The following is a 26817-nucleotide window of genomic DNA, read 5'->3' on the forward strand; positions in this document are numbered from 1 at the left end:
GCGAATAAATGGCAAATAGTGGCGAACAGCCCCCTTCCAACAATGCAGAGACTACTGCCAGCCTCATTGCTCACAACAAAAAATATCTAAAAATGGCGAATTTCTGGAGAGAATTAACCGGTCTTCATCCTTAACCCCATCAGCGATGTCAAAAGGCACAACCCAGAGTTTCAGGTGCTCGCTAAAGTCAAAACTAAACGCCACTGGCTCTTCAAATGCATCAGTTTTTGGATAAATAAGCACCAGCTCACCCTGACCATTCAGATATTTTTGTCCATAAGCAAACATCTGGTAGAAGTCCGCCTGTGACATGCCCATCTTTTCCGAGCCATTCGCTTTCTGGCTGTTCACCAGTTTCCACTTAGTATCCATAACGATAACAGGCTTATGGCTTTTCTCGATCAGCAGGTCTGGCCTCAGGTTGAACCAGCGGGAACCGTTAAACTCAACCAGATACTGTGAACGGGCTTGCTCTTTGAGCGAGTAAGGCGCTTGAAGTTGCTTCCGGAGAATGCTGCCTACATAGGCTTCAAATACTGCCTCCATAGGGAACAGTAATGAAATAGCTTCTGCCTTGCCCTGCATGGAGAGTGGTGTGACACCCTCGAGAATCAGGCGAGTCCAGGCCAGAGGTTTTTGATAATGATCCATACCACGGGTGACGTTTATGGCGGCAAAATCATTTTTCACATGATGACTGCAAGGAACGTCGCTGAAGGCAAACATCAGTTCTCTGCACAGTTTCTGATTGTCGTTTGAACGACTGTAAGCCGCTACCTTATTCAAAGCTGTGTGGATAAGCCGGTTCACCGGCCGATCCAGCAAATACTCATCGTACTCCACATAAAAGCGGTGTTTATTAACCAGATTGTGTTTCAGCTGCTTTGTCGTCAGCAGCTTGCCCTTCATAAAGCACTGATTATCTTCACGGCGCACATACTCAGACCGCAATCCCCGTTTTACCAGTGTGCTGACACTCTCCAAAAACTGACGGATAAACACTTCAAACAGCGGTAGTTTGCGAGTAGCCACCTGTGCGTCGGTTGTTTCAATGTGCTTAAACTCCCGCAAATGCCGCAGCATATTCAGCAACGACTGTCGGGCACTATCGTGACTGTCAGCACCGTTAGTGCGCGTTATCTTTGGCAGAACTTCAATTTGCTGACCCGCGGGTGTGTGAATCACGCCCACATAGTTCCTGACTTGCAGGGCTTTGTTCCTGTCAAAGCTACACAGACGCAGAAAGGACGGCGAGCTTTCATCTTCCCTGAGGCACAAAGCCTCAAGGTAGTCAAAAGCTGCCTGACTAATTCGGGTACAGCGTTGGTCAGAGGTGGTTGAGCTTAAATAGCCATACTCGAAAACCGTAATGAGTTCAGACATTATTCGTTCTCGTGCGCTTCTGCGATCTTGCCTGCAACCTTTAGAAATGCCTCAGGTTTACTGAAAGCATCCTCATTGATTTCATAGCGCACACCCGCATTACCAAAGGCCTCATCTTCGTAGTTTGAGCCAAACAGTGCCTGCGGTCTGACGGTTTTCTTTTTCACAAACTGCAGTGTTTCGTCTTTCTTTTGGTTATCACCCAATACCAGACGAATTTTTTCCCAGTCTTCAAAGAAATACTCTTCCAGTAATGGAATGATTTTGTCCTTGAATACATTACCCAATGTTGTGAATCGTTCCTGCTCCGACTCCTGCTCAATGATTGGCATAAAGAACGCATGACCCAGCATATGTTCACGGTCGTATAAATATTCAATGCGCTCATTCATGGTTCTGAGAAGACGCCCCAGACACACCCCCTCAGCAAGTTCATCATCCAGAAGTGAGTACTTGGGCATCATTTCTCTGAAGTCAAAACGACGGCGTAATGCCGTATCCATCATGGCCAGCGAACGGTCTGCGGTATTCATGGTACCGATAATATGAAGGTTGCCGGGTACTGAAAAAGACTCCTTGGAATAAGGCAGCTTGACGGACAAGGCTTCTGGTTGCCCCTGTCGTTTCGAGGGTTCAATGAGGGTAATCAGTTCACCAAATATTTTGGAAATATTGCCCCGGTTGATCTCGTCAATGACCAGCACAAAGCTGTCATAACTTTTATCTGCTTGGGCATCTTGGCATATCTGTTTGAATATACCGGATTCGATGGCGTAGCTGACTTGCCCTGTGCCATCAGTATTGGCACGCAGCCCCTCAATAAATTCTTCATAACTGTAGCTTTGATGGAAGGTGACAAACCGGATGCGCCCCGTCTCTATCAGTTCATCATAAGCCGCTTTAAGTTCTTCCCTTTGGTCAGCGTTAAACCCTGCGAACTCAGGCTCAGCAGCTTCCATTGCTGCTTTAACAACATGGTAAGTTTTCCCGGTTCCGGGAGGGCCATAGAAAATAGTGTTGGTACCAGCAGGTTTGTCCATGATTGGCTCTTCTTGCGTTTCGCTCTGGGCGTTTGAACTGATCTGTTCTGCTGGTGCAGCCTCACTTGCCTCTGTTTTTCTGGTGACATTAAGTTGTTCATAAAAATGCCAGAGAGATGTATTTAGTTCATAAGCATCCCAATCACCCGTTAACAGAGGGCGAATAGCATTGAGCAGCGTCTGGTTATCTTCAAACCAGTTACCTGTTCGGCTAAATGGTAATTTAAACAGCCGCTTGAACTCAGTCTGAATTCTGGTTAATACTCTGGCATCCAGAATCGTTGTTACCTGCTCGGGTGCTATGGTTGCTAACATCCGGTTAATAACGGCATAGTTAGTTCTGGAGAAGCCATATCCCTTCCAGCTTCTAATGACCGAATCAAGCGTTGCTTTACCCGGAGACGCAAAAATGTCGAACGTCAGCTGTTTCAAAATTCCTTTATTCTGATCAAACTCTGCTCTGGATAAATTACCCACCCCTACACTGGCAAGGCCGTTATTTCGGGTAAACCAGAGCGTTTCAAGATTTCTGTCTGATAGTTCACCTGACGACTGAATAGCCTGAGCCATTGAAGCGATTTGCTTGTAACCTTCAATCCACTTCTGCCCCCAGTCACATGAATCCAGAGACCATCGCAGTATGGTTTCTACACCGTGTTGTCCCTTAACCGTTTCCCACAGACCTTTCAGACTATCCGTATAGTCGGACTGAACAACAATTCCGGAAGATTGTGGACTCCACTGCTGTTTTGGAAACTGCCGTTCCAGTACAAACATCGGAAGCTGACCTTCATGGTTTTCAAGACGAAGGTCATCAAGCCTGAATTTGATATAAAGACGCTCTTTGTCAGGGTCTTTCCAGTCGACATCAGAGTAACCAGGCTGCGTAACCGTTCCGCTGGCAACAATACCTCTTGGCTCGTCGCCTACACGAACCAGATAAACTCTGTCGCCCTTTACGGGCTGTTTACTGTTACAGCTCCAGCGAATTTCATCGCCTTCCTGACAGTTCAGACCTTCTTCCGAATCGTCACTGTTCAGTGAAAAATGCTTGGGGTTCCAAGTTAACAGATACGATGTCATAGGCTTGTACTCATTTGCATCCATCTGCACCTGATGCAAATCGCTGGGAAAGAAAGTGGTCCCTTTTTACAGCGTCGGCAATGGCAAGATGCAGTTGTATGGTCAGTGTCTTCTATATGGTAGTGCCAAGAATACGCACCTGAATGGAAAATTCATTGACGCAGGTTGCAGGAAAACCCCACAACCTGATGTTTTGGAAAAACGATTTCAGGCAATCAGGCGGGTTCTGCTACAACCAGACCAAGCACATCCAGAAACTCTTCCAAGGCTGAAGGCTCAGAGAAGCCAAAGGGAATTCCGTAATAATTCTCTTTGCCTTTTGGGGTTTCCTTCTTCGGAAATTGTCTGTAATTACTACTGAATCGCTCCGGGGGAACACCGGCAATCACCCCGGAAATGTTCAGTAAATCTTGTTTCTGGGTAAGATAGTGGGGCTGTATGACCAGAGTATTACTGGAGGATTTAGTCTCGGTATTCACATACACTTCAACCAGATCCCCCGCACTGGCAAAGCCAATAGCCTTTTTGGTACGGCTGACTTCTTCCAGTCCTAAACGCTTTAACACTTTTTCAACGTCTTGATGCTTCATAATTATTATCCGTTTAGAGCGTATCAGTGTACGGAGGGTTAAACTTGCAAGCGCCTCCCTCCAGATACGGATCATTCCAGAACTGGCTGGACTCTTCCAGCACTGAATACTTGATTTTATATTTTGTACCTGACTACGGGACATTTTTTGAGGAGAGTGCTGGCAAGGTCAGCAGCATGAGCTAAGAGAGTAGTTCTCACACAAACTTTCTTTGATGCCAATGAACCCTGTCACAGCACTCCAGAACAAGCTTAGTGTTCATCTCGATTGGAACAAGGCTCGTTGTGAATTTATTGCTCAATTTATCCTTGGTCTGATCAAACTCAGAACCAGCTCTCTATACAGACTCCGTGTCGCCTTTGTCAGAGAGGCCTCCCCCGACTCAAGCTACAAACGGATTCAACGTTTTTTCAGAAGCTACTCACTGGACTACTCCGCTATTGCTCGCTTGATTGTCACGTTAGTGCCTCTTGAGCCTAAGTGGACTCTCTGTCTCGACAGAACCAACTGGAAACTCGGAAGTCAGGACATTAACCATCTGGTTCTGGCTGTTTGTTGTCAGGGTGTTGCCATTCCTTTGTTCTGGAGCAACCTTGATAAAGCTGGTTGCTCCGAGTCGAATCAGAGAATTGCCCTCATGAAACGCTTTTTGGCAACTTTTCCGGATCAGCCAGTTGCCTGCCTGTCTGCAGACCTGGAGTTTCATGGACATGGCTGGCTAAGCTGGCTCATGGAGCAAGGAATACTGTTCAGAGTACGCATCAAGAAGAATACACAAGTGGCGAAGCCCGGAAGCTCTGCCATCTCCGTGCGGTTGCAGTTTCGTTCACTGAAGGCTGGCACTTGGGACGCAATTTCGAAGCCTTGCAAAATCTGGGGCTTGAAGCTTTATGTTGCAGGGAGTTTGTCCCATAAAGGCTACTGCTTTGTTGTCAGCCAGGATAAGCCTGATACGATTATTCCCGACTACCATTGCCGCTGGGAAATCGAGTCTCTGTTCAGTTGCCTTAAAACCAGAGGGTTTGACATGGAAGCTTGCAGGCTGACCGCACCAGAGAGGACGGACAAGCTGACGGCTTTGCTGGCTTTGGCATTCTGCTGGAGCTACACCGAAGGGTTGAAGAGGCAAGCAATTTCTCCATCAAGAATTGCGAAAACGCGCTTTGGTGCATCATGGCCAGCAGAAAGCATTTTCCATCAAGGCTTGGAGTACCTGCAGGAACTACTTCTGAATCCTGATAAATTGAAACGTGGATTTAAACAGGCTTTGAACTTTTTTGTCCCGTAGTCAGATTTTGTACCCGAAAAGCCTGAGGCGCTTGTATCAAAAGGGTCAGTCTTACCCCGCCACTTTCAGCTTCCTGCTCTCAACCTCAGCATCAATCATCTCCATCTGGCCCGACGTAGCCAGCTTTTTAACAACACCATAAAGCTTCAACATGCCCGACTTGATGCTGTCAACCTGAAGAACCCCCAACGCTTTCTCTACAAACTCATCATCATCCAATTCCGAAGCCGCAGCCTTGAGATAAGCGGTATAATACGTTTTTTCATCACCGCCAAACATCCACATACCCGCCTCATCAGCGAATATAATCGATTCACCGGAATCAACCGCATCAGTGAGTTCATACAGCATGTCAAAGCCTTCCAGCGCAGCACTGTACTCACCCTGACGGGACAGCTTGGTGCATTCAATAAAAAGCGTATCAAGGTGGGCAAACCAAGCGTCAGTTTCCTCCGGAACATCCATAAAATTTTTTGAGTTGACGTCAAAAGGTGCGTAGTAATCACCCGCCAGAGACTGGTCATAGAACTCCTTAACCGCCGCCACAGTATCCCCAGCCGCAGGAAAATCATACTGCTCCTCGCCCACCACAGCACTGAAAACCTCACCTCTTTGGTTGGTGCCCATGACGTGCCATGCGCTATTCAGCAGCATCAACAAATCAGCCTTCTTTTTCTTGGAAAGAATTTTAAACAACACATCTTCATTCATAACGTATTCCGCTATACCAAATTCAGGATCGACGTTAGAATTATTGACTCAGCGGGGGTCATTTTAAAGCGAAGTTAACAGTTGTCAGGGTGTCTGATTTTTGGTTACGCGATCAACCAGCGTCTCCCACTCTTTGATTTTATCCCTCGCTCTGAGAGTCAGAAGATGCTGGGATAGCTCATCGATGTAAAGATCAACTTCCGATAATGAGTAATACTCATCTTCAGTAATAAAATGCAACAGGGCTGCTGCTAAACGCAGAACTGTTGGGGTGGCTGATCGATTATCTTTTCTCCAGCGATAAGCGGCTGAGCTGTTTCTGCCGAGAAGGGGGCCTATGCTGTTTTTTACTCCGGTTGCGTGATCAAGCAGCTCAGACAAGAGGTTGAGGTCAGGCTTTGTAAGATCAATGTGCCTTATGTATGTAGGATGAGAATCATAAAATTTGCATAAAAGCGCAAGTGAAAGATCGACAGGCAGATCGGGGCCTCTTTGTGTGCGTAGTCTCTTACCTTGTGATGATTTGGTACTTTTAGCTTTTGCGGTTTTATTGCCTTCTTGCGTTAGTTCGTACCAGATGGAACTGTTCAGCCCCAAAAACCAAACAATATCCTGAACAGACTCAATCTCCAGAGATTCTACAAAGTGAGTAAGCATTTTTCCCAGAACCGGCTCGTTATGCTTAAGGTTTCTTTCCGGGAAGTGTTTCAGCTTCTCCGATTTAAGTGAATCAAGAAAATTTCTTTCACTGCCATTCAGCATGAAGCCTACTGTGATTTTGCTCATATACACTCCGTGACAGTGACCTTAGTCTAAACAGTTTTACATGGAGTAGTCATTATTGGAATAAACTGTACCCTTATTGCCTTTTTTCATGCCACTTGCAACTTCCTGAACGAGATTTTTTGCATATTCTTCTGCTCCTTTATCGCTCCTTACCGCTTCAGGAGAGTATCGGCGAACCGCATTTGAGATTTGCTTTTGGCTAAATCCATGGCCGAGTAATTTTTTGATGATTTTGATATCAAGCTTTTCCCAGTTAATTTCCTGGTCTAACGCCACTGTTTTTTTAGAGAATTGTGGGTGTTGCCTTAACGCCATTTTGACGTACCGTGTATCGGCAGTACTCGGGTCTGATTTCATGCTTTTTTCTAGGGCACCGGAAATTAGCAACCCTTTTCTGTGCTCATATGTGTCCTACTTTTCGGCTGGGATTGAATCAACTTTCTGATGCTTAGATTTTCGCTTGTAATAATTTTGCCTGTTTCTTTCAGTTAGAGTCTTTGTTTTGTTTATAGGTTTTGTTGGAACTGCTTTTTTATCTTCTGGATTATTTGTTTGAGAAGGGAGTGAGGCTGGTTTGGGGTTGGAAGTTATGTTTTTTTTGATTGTCTCAATAGGGTTTTCGTCTGAATTAATGATAAGACCTCTGGATATCAGTTCTTTGAGCTTGTAATTTGTACCCAATTCAGAGCCCTTGAATGAGTGCTTTCCATATGTAAATCGATAACCTACGAGTTTTTTATTTCTAATGTTCGGCACTGGAATTATGCCCTTTCTTCTAAGGAGTTTTTCGAAAACTATTTTTTTGATGCCGTTTTTTATTTTGAGCAAATGATCAATTTCATCCTGAATTATTTCTAAAGGAGTTTTGTTCAATCCTGCTTTTGTCATCATAGAGCGAGAAGGTTTCCGCTGTTGGCTTTTATTATTAAAAACCAGCTTTTTTCCTTTCCCAACTTCTACCATAGGTGTTGTTGGAGTCAGGTTAAATTGCTTTTCAAGTCTGGATGCAGCCAGTGCAGCTTTTATCAGCTCGAATCTGGGATTCCAGATTTTACCGGAAAATTTGATTCGTGATATCTCAATATGCAGATGGTCCTGCAGGGTATTTTTATGCCGAACGCCAAACCAGAGGTGCTCATCTGGGTTCGTTTCCATCTGCCTAATAAATTCTCGTACGATCAGACCCCATGTTTCATCGTTGCATTTCTCTCCTGGTGGGAGGCTTAGCACACAAGCGATAATAGGATTTCTGGTATCCGGGCGAGTATTGTGCAGATCGGAAAATTCCTTGGATATCTCATAGGCATTGCGTCCACAAACGTTACCACATGTGATTTCAAGCAATACAAATCCATGTCGGACAATTTCTTCATCGAGGTAGTATTTTGTGTGTGAATGTAAATTATCGTGCCTCATTATCATTGATTTCATTCGATCTCTCCGCTCTTTTTATGGAACCGGATAAGAGACAGGATATTATCAATTTTTTCAAAAAAATGAGTACAATCCTCTTTGGAATTAGATTTCAGATATTGCTTTAAGTTGGAAATTTCTCCTGCCAATTTGGCTAAATGCTCTATTTGTAAGCTGATTTTGCTAGGTCTTTTTTTAATTAATGTGTACCTTGCATATTCCCCAAGATGCTTGGAGTAGGACTTTCTGTCTGAGTTGACTAGCTTTGGATCTAGACCGATTTGATTTAAAAAGCAGTCAAACTCTTCGTCTGAGAAAGTGATTTTAACGGTATTAGTACGTTTTCCTGTTATGGGTTTTGTTGACTTGCTTGAGCTCATTGCCTTCCTCCCTGGTGGCTGTTGGGGCCTTCAGAGCACCCCTTGTTTATAATTTGTATTATAGAAAATATTTCGTAATTAAGTATAAATACATTCCGCAAGATTTTATCGATTGGTATCCAGAAATTCATCTCATTCTGATTATTGGTTTCTTTATACTTTGTACATATGTTATCAATTTTGAATAGTATACTGTATATAAAACGTATTAAGTGCATATTACATAATTCTGGCTATAATATTTTCAGAGGATAATTTTCCTTTGGAGGTGGTCTCTATCGTGAGAGCCGAATGATTGTCACCACTTTAAGCATGCTCCATTTTGCTTTTGGCAGAATCTGGCAGGGAGGTTGGAAAATGCTTGATTTTGATTTGCTGCATCGTGAGTTTGGTTACAGGGCTCTGGTGCCACTGGAAGATCTGGTTGAGCGAGGGTATCTGTCTCTGAGTGTCAGAACTGCAAAAAATCGTGCAGCACTGGACTTGTTACCTTTCCCGGTTGTGCGACCAGAAGACAGTCAGAAATCATCTTACATGGTGGCCATTAATGATTTTTATAAATGGATTAATGGACGAGTCAAAGATGCCAATGACAGTTGGCAGAATATGAACGGATGATTTTAAAGCTTCTTGCAGATAGAACATACTTCTCACACATCGCTCTCCCTAGCCCCGGGCTTCTTGGTTTATCCCACGTCTACAACCAAAACAGAACTATTTCCAATTCTTTGAATGGTTACATCAACTAAGTTGTATTTGACACTTTTACAATTTATTTATTGTTTTTTAAAAAATACAATTTATAAGGTGTATTTAGACTAAAATACATTTTATAAATTGTATTACGGTGGCTTCTCATGAAAACTCAGATGGAGCTGGCACAAGCTCTTCAATATCACAGAAAAGCGAAAGGCATGGGGCAAAAGGATATGCGGCTGAAAATCGGTATGTCACAGCAGCAATACCAAAGAGCTGAGTCTGGCAGCGATCTCAGGGTTTCAACACTGCTCCGGATACTGGAAGGCCTGGATCTGGAGTTACAGCTAGTACCAAGGCAAAAGCCCGGCAGAAGTGAAGCTGTTTCTTTTGACTCTGATGTAAAAGCCGAATCTTCATGGCAGGACTTTCTGGGCGATCTGGAGGACTGAATAATGGCTGAAAAACAGCGCCCGCGTCCGGAGTTCGCAGAAGCTTTGGAGCTGGTTCTTCATGGGCAACGTATTGGAGTTCTGGTTCATTATTCCGGTGGGCGGAAAATTCTGACATTTGATCCTGAATACCGTCAACTTCCAACATCTGAGCGACCTGTATTTACGCTGACCCAGCTATGGAAAGAGAATTATCTAGCTGGCCGACAAAGCCATTCTCAACGTTTACCTCCCGTTCTCTCCAATCTACTGCCGGAAGGTGCGCTACGAGAATGGCTGTCTAGCTCCCTGAAGACACATATTGAAAATGAATTTCCTTTACTGGCATGGACAGGAAATAACTTGCCGGGTGCTCTGGAGGCACTTCCTTTGAATGCGGGGGAAATTCCCGGCTGGGCATTAGCAGGCAGAGATCAGGTTGAACCAGTGCCTATACCTATAGATATCGGAGTGAAAGACTCAAAATTCTCTCTGGCCGGTGTGCAGATGAAATTCTCCAGTATCCGGCAAGATGGACGTTTCAATATTAGCACTGACATTGGCTCGGATAGCTGGATTATAAAAACCCCTTCCACTGTTTACCGCAATGTTCCGGAAAATGAATTTACTGCAATGAAACTGGCTGAAAGCATTGGGGTTGAAATACCCGAGATTCAGCTGATACCGCTGGAGAAACTCGATAACTTATCTGACATCGTTCTGCCAGATGAGCCCATGGCTTATGGTATTCGGCGATTTGATCGGGGAGAGGGTTCGTACAGGCAAAATAAACACCGCATTCATACAGAGGATTTTGCTCAGATATTCGAATTTTATGCCCACAAGAAATACAGTCATGCCAATTATGAACAGATAGGTCGGGTCATCTATCAGTTCAGTCAGAACGGGCTTGCAGATTTGCAACAAATGGCCAGACGCCTTCTGGCAAATATTTTGCTGGCAAATGGAGATGCACACCTGAAAAACTGGAGTATCATCTACCCAGATGGCATACAGCCCCGGCTGTCACCTGCTTATGATATTGTCACTACGTTGGCGTATGTAAAAGGTGAGACGGGGTCTGCTCTCAATATGGGCAAAGAAAAAAGCTGGCGAGCCATGACAATGGGAACATTTCAGTATTGGGCTTCGCGAATCGGAGCACCCTGGCCTGCTATTAAAATACATTTGCATGAGGCAATAGAGAGCGCCCGAGAACAATGGCCTGAGTTGTTACAAGCGTTACCTATGTCCGCAAGTCATAAAGACGTTTTGAAAGAACATATGGCGAGTTTGTCGTCTGATTTTCGTGTTGAGTTGTAATACTGGGTGACGATGGTGATTAGACTTTGAACTTCATCTGCCTCTTGCTGATGTCTCCATGCTTTTCCTGGTAAGAGGTTTACGACAAGAGGCAGCGAAGTAGCTCGGTCTGACATGCAAATGTGGTTACTGCGTCTTTTCTTGAAGTTTTTGAAGCAACTGATCAACAATTTGTCGATAAGCCCTTAATTCAGCCTTAATGTCAGCCAGGTTTTCTGATCTCTCCTTGCTCATTACCGGCAGTTGTCCATCTAAGAATTCCTTTATGTTGAGTTGGGGATTGATTAAAAGTCTGGCATGGAGGTGCTCGCCAAGAAATCGCTCAAGTACACCTGTTTTTAGGGAATATTGCTTTCTGATGCGGTCGAACTGGGTTACATCTTTGAGCAATTCATCAGTAACCGCTTGCTTCAGGCCTGCAGACATGCGTATCTGATTCATCTACCCATTCTCCTGTTGAGACAGATCAACTGTAAATCATAAAAAGAGAGATATAGTACGTGGTTATATAGTGCGTGGCTTAATTTTAGCTCACGAGCAATAGTTTTTGGGAAATTTACTCGTTGTGGATGAGGAATAGTCGTGGAGGTTGAGCCAAAAAAGCTATTTGGTAATCGCATTCGTGAGTTACGTAAGGCGAAGGGTATCTCACAGGAGGCTCTTGCCCATTTGGCAGGTATTGATCGTGGCTACATGGGGCATATTGAGCGTGGTAACAGAAATGTAACGATAGAAAAAATTTACCAGTTGGCACACGCCTTAAAAGTTTCGCCTAGAGATTTTTTCTAATACTGCCCATAGGTTATGGATCGCAATCATAGTGTTTCAAGTGGTTAACTGGTTTCACCACATAAACAGGTGGAGATTTCTATTTTTTGTTTTTCAATTCTTCGTATCTGCGATGCAGGGAATCGGTATCGATAGCGGTATAAATTTTCCACAATGTACTCAAGTCCCGATGTCCGGTTACACTGGCAACCTCTTCAATTTTGTAGCCAAGCTCAAACAATCGGCTTGCACCTTCCCTGCGAAGATCATGGTAACGCAAATCATGAATGTTAAGTTTGTTTCTGCAACGCTGAAAAGCTGCTGAGACCGAGTTGGAGTTATGGGGGAATATTCTACAATCCGTTTTTGCTTGCTTGATGACAATGTCCCAAGCAGGGCCGAGTAAGGCAACCGTTTGGTCATTTCCGGCTTTATGTCTAGGGTCTTTACGATCCCTGATAACGACTGTTTTTTTGATGTAATCTATATCCTCCCACAAGATGCGGCAAACTTCTCCTACCCTCATGCAGCTGAAAATACTGAATTCAAAAATATCTACAAGCGGTATGGTGCTTTGTGGTTTTAACTGCCTTTTCTCCAATGCAGCTCTTATGTCGTAAAGTTCTTTTTCATTCGGGCGTCGGCTCCGGGCTTTGCTGTGAGCGATCAACCCATGCTTTCTTAAAAAGGGAGTGGCCTCATCTATACAGGCAGCAGTGACCTCTATATTCCATGAAGGCTTTGCCAAAGAAAGCACTGATCGCAGATATGAAATATCCTGGCTGACGGTAGCTGGCCCTGTCCCTCCTTTTTGGCGAAGCTGGCAGTGGTCAATAATATCTGATGCCTTGAGAGAATAAATATCTTTTTTAGCCAGATCAGAATTCAGCAAAAGATCAAGAGAGTACTGCTTGGAACGGCCCCACGGTTTCACAGGATAGAGCTCATCAATGTATCGTTGAATCAGGCTGGCAACCGTACCCTGTTGCGGAAAATGTTTGCGATGTTGAACTTTCTTGAGGTAATCGGTGTCTTCCAACTCATTAACGCGCTTTTTACCGTAAGCCTTAGCCTGACTCTTCTTACTGAATGTTTTGGACTCCTGATGTATGATCTGCCCGTTTTTCTTGACTCTGACCATACAGCGGTATCGGGTATCACCATTTTTTTTGGTTCTTTTTTCAATGTGATAAAGAGCCATATTGCCTCACTGCTTTCTGATTGTATTTATGATCTTAAAGATAGACATTTTTTCGGGTCCCCACAGAAAAATGGGGACCCGCTGTGGGGACCCGTAGTATGAAAAACGGTGAAAATACGCCTAAAAAGTACAATAAACAGTCATACTATGGTGCTAAATATGCATTCAATAAATTTTTAACTTGTTGTTATTATTATGAAAAGTAAAAAAGACCTGAATCGTAAGTTTTCAGTCGCTCCGATGATGGACTGGACCGATCGCCATTGCCGTTATTTCCACCGCCTGCTTTCAGAACATGCGGTTCTGTACACTGAAATGGTGACATCCGGGGCGTTGGTTTATGGTGACCGGGAGAGGTTTCTGAAGCATTCTGTTGCTGAATACCCCCTGGCTCTGCAGCTGGGTGGGCATGATCCTGATCATCTGGCGCAGTGTGCAAGAATGGCCGAGTCAGCCGGTTATCAGGAAGTTAACCTGAACGTTGGCTGCCCCAGTGACCGGGTCCAGAATGGTCGAATTGGTGCCTGCCTGATGGCAGAACCTCAGACGGTGGCTGACGCTGTAAAGGCAATGAAGGATGCTGTTGATATTCCGGTCACAGTTAAACACCGCATCGGGATTAATGGCAGGGACTCTTATGAAGAGCTGGTGGATTTTGTCGGTACGATTAAAGACGCTGGTTGTGAGACGTTTATTGCCCATGCCCGAATTGCCATTCTCGAAGGGCTGTCTCCTAAAGAAAATCGTGATATCCCACCGCTGAAGCCGGAAGTGGTTTATCAGCTGAAGCGTGACTTTCCTGAACTGGAAATTACCATCAATGGCGGTATTGCCAGCTTCGATCAGATTGAACAGCACATGCAGCATGTTGATGGTGTGATGCTGGGCCGGGAGGCGTACCATAACCCTTACCTGATGGCAGAAGTGGACAATCGTCTTTATGGCAGCAGCAAACCATTGCCAGAGCGTCGTGCTCTGATTGAACAGATGGTGCCATATATTGAAGACCAGATGAGTAAAGGTGCTTATCTGAGCCATATTACCCGCCACATGCTCGGGTTGTACCAGGGAGAGCCCGGAGCCAGAAAGTTCAGACGTTATATCAGTGAGAACGCCCACCGGAAGGGGGCTGGGGTTGAGGTGCTTCTGGCTGCGGTTGACGAAGTGGAAGCCATTCGTGAGCAGGCGAAAGAGCGACAGATTGCACTGGCTGCTGGATCAGCTGTTTGAGTTATCGTCCCCGTTCTTGTTCTTGTCTTTATCGCGAGATGTCTGACCTTTTTCCAGTTGTCTGACCAGCTCGCTAAAGGCTTTGCGATTGTCTTCATTTAACGACATTAGCACTTTATGGGCATTCAGAACCCGCTCCTGAGTAGCGGGTTCTGTGCTGCCTTCACAGGGCAGATCGTTCATAGGCAGCTTAACCAGTCCTTCAAATTCCCGGACAAGGACAAAGACGGAATCAAACCCCATGCTGAGCAGAACCCGGGTAATATCGTCCTGGGTAGAAATAAGGATGGGGACAAGGTTGAAACGTTTTTTTGCCTGAATGGACAGTTTTGCCAGTATGCCAAGGGATGTGCTGTCAATCGTTGAGGTTTCAGACAGGTCTATGATGACCGAACTGAAATCCGGGTCGTTAAACATGTTGTCCAGAAAACTTTCCAGAGAGGAACACAGGGTTAAGCGAATTTCACCCAGGAATTTCAGCACATAAGTGCCTTCATTTTCTGCAAACTGTATTTTTCCAGCAGTCATTCAATTTCGAGCCAGTACTAGCAAAGCGATATCATCCGGTGCTTCACGCATGGCGTCAAGCCCGAGCTTTTTGGTGAGGGCAGGTACGGAATTGGCACCATCCCTGATCACAGACAACAAATATTGCTCTTTTTCTTCAAGAGAAGACTGAGGGAGTACCTCAAGAATACCGTCGGACAGGATAGTCAAGGTGAATTGCTCCGGCAAGTCGATGGTCACATCTTCAAAGCGTGCGTCTTCAAACAGACCCACCGGCAGTCCGCGTCCTTCAATTGAATACGTTTTATCCGGTTCGTGCATAATTGGCAGGGGGTAATGTCCGCCGAAGGCGTAAGTCAGGGTGTGGTTTCTGATATCGACAACGCCGCCAAATACAGCAACATGTTTGCCCAGTCCGCTGTTCATCAGATTTTTGTTGATATAACTGAGTACGTGGGATGGTTTGACCCGGGCTTTTCCACCGTGTGACTGATATTCCTGTAACAGGTTAATGGACATGTGCTTTAGCAGCACTGTGACGAAGGCTGATGATGCACCATGTCCGGAAACATCCGCCAGGTAAAAGGCAAAACAGTGATCGTTCAGGGCAAAGTAATCAACGAAATCGCCACTCAGGTAGAGAGAAGGGATAATGTGGTGATCGACCCGGTAGCCAGCAAATTCGAGAGGCTTCTGGGGCAGCATACGCATTTGAACTTCACGGCCAGCTTTCTGGTCTTCCTTCAGCAGTTGCAGATTGCCTTCCAGCGTTCTTATGGCTTCTTCAAGGCTTTCACGATATCGACGGTTTTCAACCGCCAGCTGGGCATTTTCCAGAGCGCGGTTGATGGCGTATTCCAGTACCTCCAGATCGACGATAGGCTTGATGATGTAATCACTGGCTCCAAGGCGCAGGGCTTCCACCACGTCGGCCATGACACCAGCGCCGGATACAACGATAAAGGGGAGTTCAGGTGAAATTTCCCTGACATTGCGTAAAACCCCGAGCCCATCCATCCGTGGCATACGGAGGTCACAGAGTATCAGGTCGGGCTGGGACTCCTTGTAAACGGCAAGCCCCTGCTCGCCATTTTCAGCCTGCAGAATATTGAAGCCACTGTCTTCAAGATAAGCAATAATGCTTTCTCTGACGATCGTATCATCATCAATAACAAGGATGGTATTACCAACTCTGCTCATAGAAATTGCCACAGCAGTTGACAAAAAGAAGATCGGTCTTGCAAAGTCCTGTGCATAGATTGTTAAACCACCTTTGGAGCACGGCTGTCAGATACATTTGAAACATACTCTCAACCTGTGGTGGCTGCAAGCGAATGTGTATGGTTGTGATCTATTATTCTCAGGATTGTGGCAGTACCACTGTTCGGTTTGTTCAGGTCTGGAATATGTATTGGGTATCAGAAAACCCATGGATCTGATTCTAAAGATCCATGGGGCATAGTGACCGGGCTTTAAAAGTCGTCATCAGGTAATTCGCCCGTAATAATATAGTTACGGCGTTGCAGGTAAGCATCACGAATAAAAGAATAGCGGTCGCCGACAATCAGTTCTTCAGAACTGAGCAGGGCAGCCCGGGTGTTGACGATATCCAGCCCGTGTACAAACAGGCGGTCACTCTCAGGTTCAACCACCTGTTTCGGGCTGACCAGACTGTCCGGGATAATGCCAACACCAGAACGGACTGTTCTTGGTCCCAGCAGCGGCACCACAACAAAAGGACCCGATGGAACATCCCAGCGCGCCAGCGTCAGACCGAAATCCTGATAGCGTTTTTCAATCCCAAGAGGGCTGGCAACGTCCAGCAGCCCCAGCATGCCAATGGTGGAATTAATGCCAAAGCGACCAATGGCAGCCAGGGTGTCGCCCGCTTTCAGTTGCAGCAGGGAGTTGGCGGCATTACGGATTTCTCCAAGGTTGGAAAAAAAGTTGCTGACCAGCTGTTGAACAGGCTTCGGTGTTATGGTGTCGTAACCTTTTGCCACCGGTTTCAGGGCATGGGTATCAATCCAATCGTTGAACCCAAACACTGAACGGTTCACATTTTCCCATGGGTCATCGAAAGATACGCCTTTAGCGGCATGGGAGCTGGAGATAAATCCAGTCAGGAGTACTGCGGTTAGCAATTGCAGTATTCGTGACAGCATACAACGATTATCAGAACAAGGAATAAAAGTCACAGTCCTGTCCTCATGTCCTTTTATTTTTCTTAAAGTAGTCCAGGTTGCCTGCCTTGTACCGACTCTTAATCCTTTTAGTGCAGGCTATAACTCTACCAGTATCCCACTAAGTATCTGGAAAATACAAATATTGTCCAGGAGATGGTTTTCCAGGCTAAATTACAAGTTTTATCGGTTGTTATTTGCTAAAAGTAAGTTGAGAAGCCTGTTGCTGAACTCGTTTTCAATTTACGACACCGTTTGCCGAAGAATGAGATAGAGTTCACTGGATGCCTTGATCAGCTTATGACATTATTTATGATTCGCCAGGCACGGGAGGAATCATGGAAGATAAAGTCCAGCCAGAGTATAAAGCGACTCAGGTAGTAGAAGTCGGGAGCACAGAAGAGAGAGTCAGGGCTCTCAGAGAAGCGTACCTGAATGGCACGCTGGCAGTAGATAGCGCGAAACTTGCACAGAAAATGCTGAGTTTTGAACGCGAACTTGATCGGCAGTATCACAATGACAGCAAATAATTGCGATAGTCGTGGTTTATAGCGCAGACAATGTTTGAAACCAGCACAGATTTGGTTACAATACGCAGCAAGCCAGCCGGAACAACAAGTAGCCCGCTGGCTTTTCTATGCTCCCGTGGCACAGTTGGATAGCGCAGCCGCCTCCTAAGCGGCAGGTCACAGGTTCGAATCCTGTCGGGAGCGCCATATACAGAAAAGGCTTCAGTTTTGAAGCCTTTTCTGTATATGGCTCTGGCTTTTCAGGGTAGACATTTTTATCTGGCAGACTTGTTTATCCTACACTCCTGAGGCAGCTGTGGAGAACAACAGAATAACTGGTTTAAGTCGTCTAACTCCCGGCACAGCCTGCAAGATCTGACTCATTACAAAACTCTCCATAGATATTGCTGTCACCAGATAAAATATCAGTCCATTTTTTACAGGTTTTGCTATAGTCAGAATCATCGAAAATAAAAAGCGTTTATTCACGTATATTGTCGATGTTCACATTGCTCTAAATCCCAGAGCCTTCGGTTACGTTTTGTATTCATCAAGCTCTTGCTTCAGGAGACTGTAATGAATCCCAGTTTAAAGTTAACCGATCTGAAGCAGGGAGATATCCTGATTCAGCACAGACACGATAAAGATCCGACAAAAGAACTCATAACCCATGCAGCTATAGTGGCTACGCACAGTGTGACCGAAAAAGAAATTGTAACTGATGCCAGCGGAGCCCGATTCGAATCTAAAACATACACTATCCCCCATATTTTTGAAATGAAAGTACCCACTGGGCATTGTCTGAATACAATCTACGGTGAAAAGAATAAAATCTGGAGTGTCTATCGCCTGATAATCACAAGCTCAATGGAAAGTAGGGAAGAAACTAAAATATCAAGATTACTTCCTTACAAAGCAGCCTCAATAGGTTATTTATGGGTCTTTTACAAAAATTATAAGTATAAAGCTGATTATAAAGCTGATTATAAAGTGACGAATTCTGGCACCTACAGCAAATTCTCCATAGTTTCTGCGTTTCTGGGTTCATCAGAATTTTCAGCCTATGCCCAGGCGTATGCTAATAGTCTATGGAAAAATAACAGAACTCAGCCTCCCCCTGACCTGATCAGGATGAGTAATCAATGTTCATGCTCATGCTCATTTTCAGGAGAAATTTGTTCTTATCTGCCAATAGCCCTTTATCAGGCTGCGATGGGGCTTTCTAAAGCTTTTATCTATATGGCGTTAAACGCTAAACAATCACTCCCACGGGACCTGGCAAGATATCTGACAGTCAATAAGTACTGGAGTCTGGTGGGGACAGTATCCGGAAAAAGCGGTTAACTGGCCTTTTGGAGGTCTTCGTGTAAATTGTTTGTGTTCACATTGCCCTTAATCCTAAACCTTCGGTTGTAGATAAATACAAAAACTTATCATTTTTTATACGTCAGGTACCCGCCTAAGGATATTTAAATGAATCCCAGTTTACATCTAACCGACTTGAGAAAGGGGGATATCCTTATCTTGCACAGACAGGATAAAGGACCAACAGAAGAATTAATAACCCATGTAGCTATGGTCGCTGAAAACAGCATTGAGGATGACGCCAGCCACAGATAAATTCGTCCTTATATCTTTGAGATGACAGTACCCACTGGACACTGTCTAAACCTTATCTATTCTATGAATAATCAAATCTGGAGTGTCTACCGCCTGATAATCAAAAGCCCAATAGAAAATAAGGAAGATACTAAAATGTTAAAATTACTTCCCGGTCAGGCAGCCTCATTGGGTTATGTATGGATCTTTCATAAAGATTATCAGTTTATAGGCCATCATAAAGTGGTGAACCCTGGCTCCTACAGCAGGTTTGCCATCGCTTCAGCGTTTCTGGGCTCATCTGACTTTTCAGCAGAGGCTCAGGCATATGCTCATGGATTGTGGAAAAATAACAGAACCGAGCCTCCTGCTGAACTGAGCAGAACCAGCGGTCTGTTTTCAGGAGCAATTTGTACTTATCTTCCAATAGCTCTTTATCAAGCCGTTATGGGGCTTTCTAAATCCTTTATCTACATGGCTATAAACGCCAGGCAATCTGTCCCCCGGGATCTCGCAAGATACCTGACGATCAATAAGTACTGGAGTCTGGTAGGGACAGTCTCCGGAGAATCCGGTTAACGGACCTCCGGCAGGCCATTCATCCAGCGATAAACTGCTCACCTTCATGTAACTGACCGGATTGATAAGCCGTCAGCAATTCCCTTAATGCTTCCATTTCAGCCAACAGGGATTTGCCGACATCAGTATCCGCGACTCGCTTACGATTGGTTTTTTTCAGAACACGCATTTCAGAATTAACGGATACACCTTCCTCAATAACCCGTTCCACGCTCTGGAATGGTTTGTGCGACACAAGACGTAAACCCCAGGAATTATAAATCAGTGTGTAGCCAGCAAGCCCCGTTTTTGCCTGGTAAGCCATGGATAAACCACCGTCAATCACCAGTAAACGTCCATCGGCTTTAATAGGACTTTCACCTTTAGCCGCTTTAACCGGCGTGTGTCCGGTAATAATATGGCCTTGCTCAGGGTTCAATCCAAAGTTTAAAAGTATACTGCGGCAAATATCAGAATTTTCCCTGAGGGTGAAGTATGGGTTAAGGGCTTCCTTGTGCAGGGATTTTTCTCTGGTGAAATATCGTTCAAAAGTGGCCATTTTCTGTTTTGCGAACATGGGCGATTTGGGACCTGTCCACATATACCAGAGCCAGTCAACGTCATTGATATTCTGGGTATAATGAGCTTTTCTGACTAAAGCCTCCAGCTTGTCCAGCAGGGCTTTGCCCTGATAATCCTCACCATCGATAGTAAAGTTCTGGAAGCTACCGTCTTTATTCAGCAGAACACTGCCGTGGTAAAGAAGGTTGCCGTTGTAGCGAAGATAGAGGGCTCCATTTGTGTAAAAAAAGTGGATGTGCTTCTGTAGCTTTTCACTGTTCCTGAAATAGAACGATAGCCGGTCAATAACTTCCTGCTCCTCAGTCGTCAGCTGACAGGGGTCTTTTGGATCAATGGTAGGAAAATGACAGCTGGTCAGTGAGTACTCCCTGCCGTTAACCATCAGAGAACCGTTCTTATAATCTACCTGCTCCAACAGATTGCGGTCATCCATCGCAAACTCTTTACGGCGTTTGATAAGCTGACCTTCCAGCTTGAACTGGATAATAGCAATGGCTTTATGCATTCGGGCGATCAGGTTACGGTCTTTTTCTGCATAAAATTCTTCATTACTCTGGCGCGGCATAAACTCTTCACAGGGGTCGTCTTTATAAACGTCCATCGCCAGATGCCCCAGGGGCAGCATATTGATTCCGTAACCTTCTTCCAGACACTCCAGGTTGCCATAGCGAAGCGCAATCCGAATGGCTGTAGCCACCATCAGCGGATGTCCCTGGGCGGCCCCCATCCAGAGAATATCGTGGTTGCCCCACTGAATATCAACTGAATGGTAGGCCATCAGCTCATCCATCACTTTTTCCGGGGCTGAACCACGGTCGTATATATCGCCAATGATGTGCAGTCTGTCCACCGCCAGCCGTTGAATTACTTTGCTGATAGCCGCAATAAACTCATCAGAACGATCCAGTTCGACAATGGTGTTGATAATCTGGTTGTAATAATCCTCTTTATTAAGCTGAGTGCTTTCCAGATTTAACAATTCATCAAGGATGTAGGTAAAGTCACTGGGTAAAGACTTGCGTACCTTGGAGCGTGTGTATTTCGAGGAAACCACTTTGCAGACAGACAGCAGACGGTAAATATTGACCCGGTACCAGTCTTCCAGTCTCTGTTCCTGCTCTTTGACCCGTTTCAGGCGTTCATGGGGATAGCAGATAAGTGTCGCCAGATTTTTCTTTTCCCATTCGGGGATGGAATAACCGAAAATATCATCAATTTTAAACATCAGCACACCGGAAGCACTGCGCAGATGATAAGAGAACGCTTCGTATTCACCGTGTATATCGGTCAGAAAATGCTCTGTCCCCTTGGGCAGGTTGAGAATAGCGTTAAGGTTAATCAGTTCCGTGGTGACATCTGCAATGCTGGGGTACTGTTTTGCCAGTAATTTCAGATATTTCAGTCTTTCCATGGTATTCCTGTATTGTTATTCCTGATTTTTAGGCAACAAAATACAACGATCTGTATCGAATTGTAAGGATTAACTGAGGGCAGGGGTTGCGTCATGGTTAATTAAACCGGTTGACAATATATTGAGGCGGTTTTATGTACTCAGCCGTGGAATCGAATTTGAATAAACCAGCTTTTCTTGCCGGGATACTTTTATCCTGCAGTGTATTGACCAGTGTCGCAGACCATAGTGGTACAGCACAACATAGTGGTACAGCACAACATAGTGGTGTTGAAGGAACCATCGAATTCGACCGGAACCGGCTCTATGACTGTTATAACGCTGGTGAGATAGTCTTTTTTCGTGATGGACGGATGACGTACAACGGTGATGACTTCACCATCATTGAACCTGAGCGCTGGATGCAGACCGGTGGGCAGGTACAGCCTGAAAGAGAGGTGGGCGTTCGTTTTACCCGTGTTGATATTGAAGATTCACCGATGCTGATTCAGAGCTTCGATGCCAGAGGCAGAACTGAGTTATTCAGCCAGAATAGTTTGCCAGCAACAGGTAGTGAGTTATTACTGACGGTCAATGATGGCCCTGTCGCATTTTCACTGGAGTTTGACCATGACAATGCAGGGCTTGATATCACTTTTGAATTGTTTGATCCGGTCAACCCGAATAACGCTTCGGCTATGGATTTTGGCCTGAACTGTTCCTGACTCTGGCTGTTCCCATGCAGGGCATGGGAACAGCGAACGCATTAACCTTTTATTAAATCAAAGCTCACACAGTCATCAGCGCGAGAGTCGCTGCCAACAAAGACCTTGATCTCACCGGCATACTGATGGAAACACTGCTTACTGCCATAGAATGACAGCTTTTCAGGTGTCAGGGTCAAGGTTACTTCCCTGCTTTCACCCGGCTTCAGGGTGATTTTGCGGAAGTCTTTCAGTTCGCGTTCCGGACGTGTCGTGTCCGCTACAGTCTGTCGAATATAGCATTGTACGACTTCTGACGCTTCTACCTGACCATCGTTGGTAACAACCACCGTTACCTGTTGCGTTTCACCAAACTTTACGGTGTCTTTGCTGACTGAAAGGCTTTTGTAACTGAAGGTACTGTAGCCCAGACCAAAGCCAAAGGGATACAGTGGCTCAATATTCGAATCCTTGTACGGCATATAGTCCTGGAAATCACGCATCTTACCCAGAGGTTTACGGCCATAGTACATTGGGATCTGCCCCGTAGAGCGTGGCACTGTGATTGGCAGGCGACCAGAAGGTGATACGTCGCCAAACAGTACACGAGCCACAGCGTGACCGGCTTCTGTACCACACTGCCAGGCGTACAGCAGGGCATCCGCGAACTGTTCCGCCGCTGGTGACGGGACCGGGCGACCGGTACACTGCACCACTACCAGAGGCTTACCGGTTTCACCAATCGCTTTGATCAACTCTTCCTGACCAGCAGGCAGTGTCAGCTCGGCAATGTTACGGGCTTCACCGGTACGACGGTGGCTTTCACCCACACACAGCACAACAACATCAGCACGATGCGCACACTCCACCATCTCATCACTGAAGGCTGCGTCTTCGGTGATAACATTGACGTCTGGAATGTTCGCCTGAATACCTTCGTAAATGCTGGTAATGTCTTTTATCTTGCCGTCCAGACACCAGGATCCAAGGTGTGGGCGCTTGGAGTGAGCATGAGGGCCAATGACTGCAACCGTCAGGTCAGCTTTAGACAGTGGCAGAACATTATTGCGGTTCTTCAGAAGTACCAGGCTCTCTTCTGCCAGTTTTAATGCTCCGGCAACATGATCTTCACGACGCATGACCGCTTTATGACGCTGTTCGTCGGCATAAGGACGTTCGAACAGTCCGGAGCGGAATTTGGCGCGTAGTACACGACAAACTGCATCGTTTAAGCGGTCTTCATTGATTTCGCCTTCCTGTAACAGTTCTTCCAGGTGGCCTTCATAGGCTTCGTTGGTCATGGCCATATCAACACCGGCATCCAGAGCCTTTGCGGCAGCACCGGCAGCGTCTCTGGTGACGCCAAAGTAAGCCAGGTCGGAAATAGAACCCCAGTCGCTGATGACCATACCATCAAAATTCTGCTCGGTCTTCAGCCAGCCCTGAATCAGAGGCTTGCTGCCGGAAACCGGCGTGCCGCCCAAATCGTTAAAGCCGGACATCAGGGTACCAACACCTGCTTCAATGGCTGCTTTAAACGGCGGCAAATGTACGTTATGCAGAGTGTTGTCAGTAATTTCTGTGGTGTCGTAATCTCGTCCGCCTTCTCCGGCAGCGTAACCCACAAAATGTTTGGCACAGGCGAGCAGGGAGTCTGGATTGGCCGGACTTTCTCCCTGAAAACCATTGACAACGGCTCTGGCAAACTGGCTGGTCAGGTAGGGGTCTTCACCATTGGTTTCAATCACACGTCCCCAGCGAGGGTCCACGGGCAATGTCCAGCATGGGCGCAAATGTCCAGTGAATACCGAGGGAGGCCGCTTCACGGGCAACGCCGGTGTAAGACTGCTCAACCAGTTCCGGGTTCCAGGACGCTGCCTGGGCCAGTGGAATGGGCAGAACCGTTTCCTGACCGTAAATCACATCGCGTGCCACAATCATCGGAATCCCCAGACGACTGTCTTCTACCGCAGCGCTCTGGATTTCATTCAGTTCAACCGGATCGACGGTTAATCCCGGTGCATTTCCTGCCCAGGCGGTGTCCGCAAGGATGCGGGAACCCCAGCGACCCTGTCGTACACCGTCCAGAAAGGCTTCTTTGTGCTGATCAAAGTCCAGCATCGGGGTCTGACACAGTTGGCCGATTTTTTCCTGCAGGGTCATTCGTGCCAGCAGGTCGGCTACCCGCTCCTCAATGGGCAGGGCCGGGTCTTTATAGGGAAACGTCATGCAATAGCTCCTCAATTCTTCCTTAAATTATTAATCCAGCGGGTATTCCGGAAAGGCTTCCTGCAGGAATTCGGTCATTTCAAGTGTCAGCGCTTTGTCGCCTTTAACCCGGGCTCTTTTCAGCAGCTCCCGGGCGGCTTCTGGCACATAGCGCAGATCAAGCTGGATGTAGATTTCGATAAAGTCGAGCAATGCTTCGTCGGACAGGTGCGGCAGGATGTCCTGTGACGCATCAATGGCTTTTTGATAGAACGCCGGGCGCAGGCCGAGGATGCTGGATTCCCAGGCTTCAATAACCTGCTGATAGCCGCCGAGATATTTATCCTCAATTCGCAACTCAAGTTTGTTCATGCCTTTCAGGGCTTCAACCAGCTCGCCCTGCTCATGCATCTGCAAGGCGTGTTCAACGTAGGCGCTGGACATCTGGTAGGCTTTTACCCAGGCTGCACAGTAAGTGATCAGCAGGAACAGGCCGATCAGTGCCAGTTTTTTACTGAGACTCATTATTTCACTCCACTCATTATTTCACGCCAACGCCAGTGAACGCTTTAATGAAGTTTTTCTGCAGGAAGAAGAAAACAAAGACGACAGGTACCGCAATCATGGTGGTCATTGCCCACAGTTGCTCAAGGTTGCCGCCAGGTACATTGGTCTGGAATTTGAACAGTGCCAGCTGCAGGGTCAGCATGGAATCATCGCGGATATACAGCAATGGCCCCATAAAGTCGTTCCAGGCTCCCATAAAGGTCAGAATACCTACGGTCGCCAGTGCCGGACGCAGCATAGGCAGAACGACTTTGTAGAAGATTCGCCACTCGCTGGCACCATCAATACGGGCTGCTTCCAGATAGGCGTCGTCAATCTGCTTCATAAACTGCACCAGCAGGAAAATGTTGTAAGCAGAAATAGCCCCCGGAATAATCAGCGCCCGGTAAGTGTTAATCCAGCCCCAGTCGTACATCATCATGTACACAGGAATGGTAAACAGTACCGCCGGAATCATCATGGAAGACAGAATCAGCTTCAGCCAGAACTCGCGGCCAGGCATATTGGTCTTGACAATGGCAAACGCCACCATGGACGACAGCAGGCAATTAAGAAAGGTAATAGACATCGCAACAAAGATGGTGTTCAGAAAAATCCGCACGAGATCAATACTGTTGAACACTTCAATATAGCCGCGCCATGACCACTCTTTTGGCATGGCATTCGGAGCATGCATGATCTCCGACCCTGTTTTAAAGGAGTTAATGATCATGAAAAAGAACGGATACAGCACGACAAGGCTGGCGACGATCAGTGAGCCATAAATCAGCCACTGTTGTTTTTTACTTTTGATCATCAGTGGTCTTCCTTGCTGGTAAGCTTCATCTGCATCATGGTCAGGGTGTAGATAATCAGGGCCAGCATCAAACCGATGGTGGAGGCTTCACCCATCTTCATCTGTTCAAAGCCGGTCTGGTACAGGTGCAGAACCGGTGTCAGTGCCGCGTTGTACGGACCGCCCTGCAGGTCAAAGTTCATGAAGACTTCCACGAACATCTACGAACATCTGCAGACCATTGATGATATTAATGGTCAGGACAAACACGATCTGTGGCTTGATCATCGGCAGGGTGATACTGGTCACCTTGCGCCACCAGGAAGCACCGTCCAGGTCGGCGGCTTCATACAGGGATTTGTTGATGCTGGCAATACCGCCCAGGAAGATGATCATTTGTACACCGAACCATTTCCAGGCACTGAATACCGCGATCATTGGCATTGGCAGCCACTGTTCGAATTTCCAGAATACCGGATTGTCCAGAATGCCCATGCTTAACAGACTTTCCTGAATCGGACCGGCAGGGCCGGAAAGAAAGTCAAAGATGATCATTGCTACGGTAATGGACGTGATGACCGGAATAAACAGAATGGTGCGGAACAGACTGGCAAGAAACTTGATTTCGTTCAGCATCAGCGCTGCCATCAATGCGATGACAAAACTCAGGGTGACAAAGATAATCTGGTTGAACAGTACATTGAACAGCGACAGCCAGAACTTGCCGTGACTGACCACGTGTGTCCAGTTTCCCAGCCCGACAAAGCGGGTGTTTTCCGGGTTCAGTACGTTGACGTCAAGAAAGCTGTTCTGGAACGACAGAAAGAACGGGTACAACAGGAAAACCAGAAAAAAACAGTACCCACGGGGATAAAAACAGATAGGCAACCCAGTGCTCTCTTAACTTCATAT

30 protein-coding genes and 1 tRNA gene are annotated in these 26817 nt (G+C 46.2%); 11 read left to right on the forward strand and 20 right to left on the reverse strand.

The window, feature by feature from the left end; all coding sequences use genetic code 11:
• Positions 1 to 63 precede the first annotated feature (63 nt).
• The 3 genes from V5J35_RS18625 to V5J35_RS18635 form a co-directional block, all read right to left on the reverse strand.
• Positions 64 to 1383, reverse strand: coding sequence for an McrC family protein (locus V5J35_RS18625; RefSeq protein ID WP_354008591.1), 1320 nt, complete (start codon positions 1381 to 1383; stop codon positions 64 to 66).
• The gene (locus tag V5J35_RS18630; protein ID WP_354008592.1) at positions 1383 to 3530 is read right to left on the reverse strand and encodes an McrB family protein; all 2148 of its coding nucleotides are present in this window, start codon (positions 3528 to 3530) and stop codon (positions 1383 to 1385) included. Before V5J35_RS18630 ends, V5J35_RS18625 begins: the two co-directional genes overlap by 1 nt.
• Before the next feature lie 191 nt (positions 3531 to 3721).
• On the reverse strand, positions 3722 to 4096 hold the full coding sequence (locus tag V5J35_RS18635; RefSeq protein WP_354008593.1) for a DUF2002 family protein: 375 nt from the start codon (positions 4094 to 4096) through the stop codon (positions 3722 to 3724).
• A 220-nt stretch (positions 4097 to 4316) separates the two neighbouring features.
• Here V5J35_RS18635 and V5J35_RS18640 point away from each other — a divergent pair, with 220 nt between their 5' ends.
• Positions 4317 to 5384: an IS4 family transposase gene (locus V5J35_RS18640; protein ID WP_354008594.1), complete on the forward strand. Its 1068-nt coding sequence runs from the start codon at positions 4317 to 4319 to the stop codon at positions 5382 to 5384.
• 51 nt (positions 5385 to 5435) lie between these two features.
• On the opposite strand, the gene V5J35_RS18645 is transcribed toward V5J35_RS18640, so the two are convergent.
• The 5 genes from V5J35_RS18645 to V5J35_RS18665 all read right to left on the reverse strand — a co-directional run bounded on the left by V5J35_RS18645 (position 5436) and on the right by V5J35_RS18665 (position 8674).
• Positions 5436 to 6095 carry a hypothetical protein gene (locus V5J35_RS18645; protein ID WP_354008595.1) on the reverse strand — a complete coding sequence of 220 codons (660 nt, stop codon included), beginning with the start codon at positions 6093 to 6095 and terminating at the stop codon, positions 5436 to 5438.
• 84 nt (positions 6096 to 6179) lie between these two features.
• Entirely contained in the window at positions 6180 to 6881 is a 702-nt protein-coding gene (locus tag V5J35_RS18650; protein ID WP_354008596.1) for a hypothetical protein, read from the reverse strand.
• 36 nt (positions 6882 to 6917) lie between these two features.
• A complete protein-coding gene (locus tag V5J35_RS18655; RefSeq protein ID WP_354008597.1) occupies positions 6918 to 7196 on the reverse strand; it encodes a hypothetical protein in 279 nt (92 codons plus the stop codon).
• 96 nt (positions 7197 to 7292) lie between these two features.
• Positions 7293 to 8312, reverse strand: coding sequence for a relaxase/mobilization nuclease domain-containing protein (locus V5J35_RS18660; RefSeq protein WP_354008598.1), 1020 nt, complete (start codon positions 8310 to 8312; stop codon positions 7293 to 7295).
• Positions 8309 to 8674, reverse strand: coding sequence for a hypothetical protein (locus tag V5J35_RS18665; RefSeq protein ID WP_354008599.1), 366 nt, complete (start codon positions 8672 to 8674; stop codon positions 8309 to 8311). Before V5J35_RS18665 ends, V5J35_RS18660 begins: the two co-directional genes overlap by 4 nt.
• Positions 8675 to 9031: 357 nt before the next feature.
• Here V5J35_RS18665 and V5J35_RS18670 point away from each other — a divergent pair, with 357 nt between their 5' ends.
• The 3 genes from V5J35_RS18670 to V5J35_RS18680 all read left to right on the forward strand — a co-directional run bounded on the left by V5J35_RS18670 (position 9032) and on the right by V5J35_RS18680 (position 11124).
• A complete protein-coding gene (locus V5J35_RS18670; RefSeq protein ID WP_354008600.1) occupies positions 9032 to 9292 on the forward strand; it encodes a pyocin activator PrtN family protein in 261 nt (86 codons plus the stop codon).
• Between the two features lie 239 nt (positions 9293 to 9531).
• The gene (locus V5J35_RS18675) at positions 9532 to 9822 is read left to right on the forward strand and encodes a helix-turn-helix domain-containing protein (protein ID WP_354008601.1); all 291 of its coding nucleotides are present in this window, start codon (positions 9532 to 9534) and stop codon (positions 9820 to 9822) included.
• Between the two features lie 3 nt (positions 9823 to 9825).
• Positions 9826 to 11124 carry a type II toxin-antitoxin system HipA family toxin gene (locus V5J35_RS18680; RefSeq protein WP_354008602.1) on the forward strand — a complete coding sequence of 433 codons (1299 nt, stop codon included), beginning with the start codon at positions 9826 to 9828 and terminating at the stop codon, positions 11122 to 11124.
• Between the two features lie 126 nt (positions 11125 to 11250).
• Here V5J35_RS18680 and V5J35_RS18685 read toward each other — a convergent pair whose 3' ends face one another.
• Entirely contained in the window at positions 11251 to 11565 is a 315-nt protein-coding gene (locus V5J35_RS18685; RefSeq protein ID WP_354008603.1) for a hypothetical protein, read from the reverse strand.
• A gap of 141 nt (positions 11566 to 11706) precedes the next feature.
• On the opposite strand from V5J35_RS18685, the gene V5J35_RS18690 reads away from it, so the two are divergent.
• Positions 11707 to 11913: a helix-turn-helix domain-containing protein gene (locus tag V5J35_RS18690; protein WP_354008604.1), complete on the forward strand. Its 207-nt coding sequence runs from the start codon at positions 11707 to 11709 to the stop codon at positions 11911 to 11913.
• A gap of 79 nt (positions 11914 to 11992) precedes the next feature.
• On the opposite strand, the gene V5J35_RS18695 is transcribed toward V5J35_RS18690, so the two are convergent.
• Positions 11993 to 13093: a tyrosine-type recombinase/integrase gene (locus V5J35_RS18695; protein ID WP_354008605.1), complete on the reverse strand. Its 1101-nt coding sequence runs from the start codon at positions 13091 to 13093 to the stop codon at positions 11993 to 11995.
• Between the two features lie 195 nt (positions 13094 to 13288).
• Here V5J35_RS18695 and dusA point away from each other — a divergent pair, with 195 nt between their 5' ends.
• Positions 13289 to 14323, forward strand: a complete 1035-nt coding sequence (gene dusA, locus V5J35_RS18700; RefSeq protein ID WP_354008606.1) for a tRNA dihydrouridine(20/20a) synthase DusA — start codon at positions 13289 to 13291, stop codon at positions 14321 to 14323.
• Here dusA and V5J35_RS18705 read toward each other — a convergent pair.
• The 3 genes from V5J35_RS18705 to V5J35_RS18715 all read right to left on the reverse strand — a co-directional run bounded on the left by V5J35_RS18705 (position 14312) and on the right by V5J35_RS18715 (position 16995).
• Complete coding sequence (locus V5J35_RS18705; RefSeq protein WP_354008607.1) at positions 14312 to 14851, reverse strand: STAS domain-containing protein; 540 nt, start codon at positions 14849 to 14851, stop codon at positions 14312 to 14314. The genes dusA and V5J35_RS18705 overlap by 12 nt on opposite strands.
• A complete protein-coding gene (locus tag V5J35_RS18710; RefSeq protein WP_354008608.1) occupies positions 14852 to 16030 on the reverse strand; it encodes a response regulator in 1179 nt (392 codons plus the stop codon).
• A gap of 272 nt (positions 16031 to 16302) precedes the next feature.
• A complete protein-coding gene (locus tag V5J35_RS18715) occupies positions 16303 to 16995 on the reverse strand; it encodes an MlaA family lipoprotein (protein WP_354008609.1) in 693 nt (230 codons plus the stop codon).
• Positions 16996 to 17351: 356 nt separating this feature from the next.
• Here V5J35_RS18715 and V5J35_RS18720 point away from each other — a divergent pair, with 356 nt between their 5' ends.
• The 4 genes from V5J35_RS18720 to V5J35_RS18735 all read left to right on the forward strand — a co-directional run bounded on the left by V5J35_RS18720 (position 17352) and on the right by V5J35_RS18735 (position 19700).
• On the forward strand, positions 17352 to 17543 hold the full coding sequence (locus tag V5J35_RS18720; RefSeq protein WP_354008610.1) for a flagellar biosynthesis anti-sigma factor FlgM: 192 nt from the start codon (positions 17352 to 17354) through the stop codon (positions 17541 to 17543).
• Positions 17544 to 17652: 109 nt separating this feature from the next.
• Positions 17653 to 17729, forward strand: a tRNA-Arg gene (locus V5J35_RS18725).
• 369 nt (positions 17730 to 18098) lie between these two features.
• The gene (locus V5J35_RS18730; protein ID WP_354008611.1) at positions 18099 to 18866 is read left to right on the forward strand and encodes a hypothetical protein; all 768 of its coding nucleotides are present in this window, start codon (positions 18099 to 18101) and stop codon (positions 18864 to 18866) included.
• Between the two features lie 411 nt (positions 18867 to 19277).
• Positions 19278 to 19700, forward strand: coding sequence for a hypothetical protein (locus V5J35_RS18735; RefSeq protein WP_354008612.1), 423 nt, complete (start codon positions 19278 to 19280; stop codon positions 19698 to 19700).
• A gap of 19 nt (positions 19701 to 19719) precedes the next feature.
• Here V5J35_RS18735 and V5J35_RS18740 read toward each other — a convergent pair whose 3' ends face one another.
• The gene (locus V5J35_RS18740; protein ID WP_354008613.1) at positions 19720 to 21672 is read right to left on the reverse strand and encodes a fructose-1,6-bisphosphatase; all 1953 of its coding nucleotides are present in this window, start codon (positions 21670 to 21672) and stop codon (positions 19720 to 19722) included.
• Positions 21673 to 21830: 158 nt separating this feature from the next.
• On the opposite strand from V5J35_RS18740, the gene V5J35_RS18745 reads away from it, so the two are divergent.
• On the forward strand, positions 21831 to 22376 hold the full coding sequence (locus tag V5J35_RS18745) for a hypothetical protein (RefSeq protein ID WP_354008614.1): 546 nt from the start codon (positions 21831 to 21833) through the stop codon (positions 22374 to 22376).
• 41 nt (positions 22377 to 22417) lie between these two features.
• On the opposite strand, the gene V5J35_RS18750 is transcribed toward V5J35_RS18745, so the two are convergent.
• Genes V5J35_RS18750 through V5J35_RS18775 form a run of 6 tightly spaced genes read right to left on the reverse strand, consistent with a single transcriptional unit; the run spans position 22418 to position 26742 of the window.
• Positions 22418 to 24124 (reverse strand): glycoside hydrolase family 3 C-terminal domain-containing protein, encoded by a 1707-nt coding sequence (locus tag V5J35_RS18750; protein ID WP_354016472.1) that lies wholly within the window; start codon positions 24122 to 24124, stop codon positions 22418 to 22420.
• On the reverse strand, positions 24096 to 24584 hold the full coding sequence (locus V5J35_RS18755) for a glycoside hydrolase family 3 N-terminal domain-containing protein (RefSeq protein WP_354016473.1): 489 nt from the start codon (positions 24582 to 24584) through the stop codon (positions 24096 to 24098). Before V5J35_RS18755 ends, V5J35_RS18750 begins: the two co-directional genes overlap by 29 nt.
• 30 nt (positions 24585 to 24614) lie before the next feature.
• Positions 24615 to 25088: a hypothetical protein gene (locus tag V5J35_RS18760; RefSeq protein WP_354008616.1), complete on the reverse strand. Its 474-nt coding sequence runs from the start codon at positions 25086 to 25088 to the stop codon at positions 24615 to 24617.
• A 16-nt stretch (positions 25089 to 25104) separates the two neighbouring features.
• Entirely contained in the window at positions 25105 to 25926 is an 822-nt protein-coding gene (locus V5J35_RS18765) for a carbohydrate ABC transporter permease (RefSeq protein WP_354008617.1), read from the reverse strand.
• The gene (locus V5J35_RS18770; RefSeq protein WP_354008618.1) at positions 25926 to 26108 is read right to left on the reverse strand and encodes a hypothetical protein; all 183 of its coding nucleotides are present in this window, start codon (positions 26106 to 26108) and stop codon (positions 25926 to 25928) included. The genes V5J35_RS18765 and V5J35_RS18770 overlap by 1 nt, the downstream gene beginning before the upstream one ends.
• Positions 26098 to 26742, reverse strand: coding sequence for a carbohydrate ABC transporter permease (locus tag V5J35_RS18775; RefSeq protein WP_354008619.1), 645 nt, complete (start codon positions 26740 to 26742; stop codon positions 26098 to 26100). Before V5J35_RS18775 ends, V5J35_RS18770 begins: the two co-directional genes overlap by 11 nt.
• Positions 26743 to 26817 lie beyond the last annotated feature (75 nt).

The sequence above is a fragment of the Endozoicomonas sp. NE40 genome (assembly GCF_040549045.1).
In the GTDB taxonomy this organism is placed as follows: domain Bacteria; phylum Pseudomonadota; class Gammaproteobacteria; order Pseudomonadales; family Endozoicomonadaceae; genus Endozoicomonas_A; species Endozoicomonas_A lisbonensis.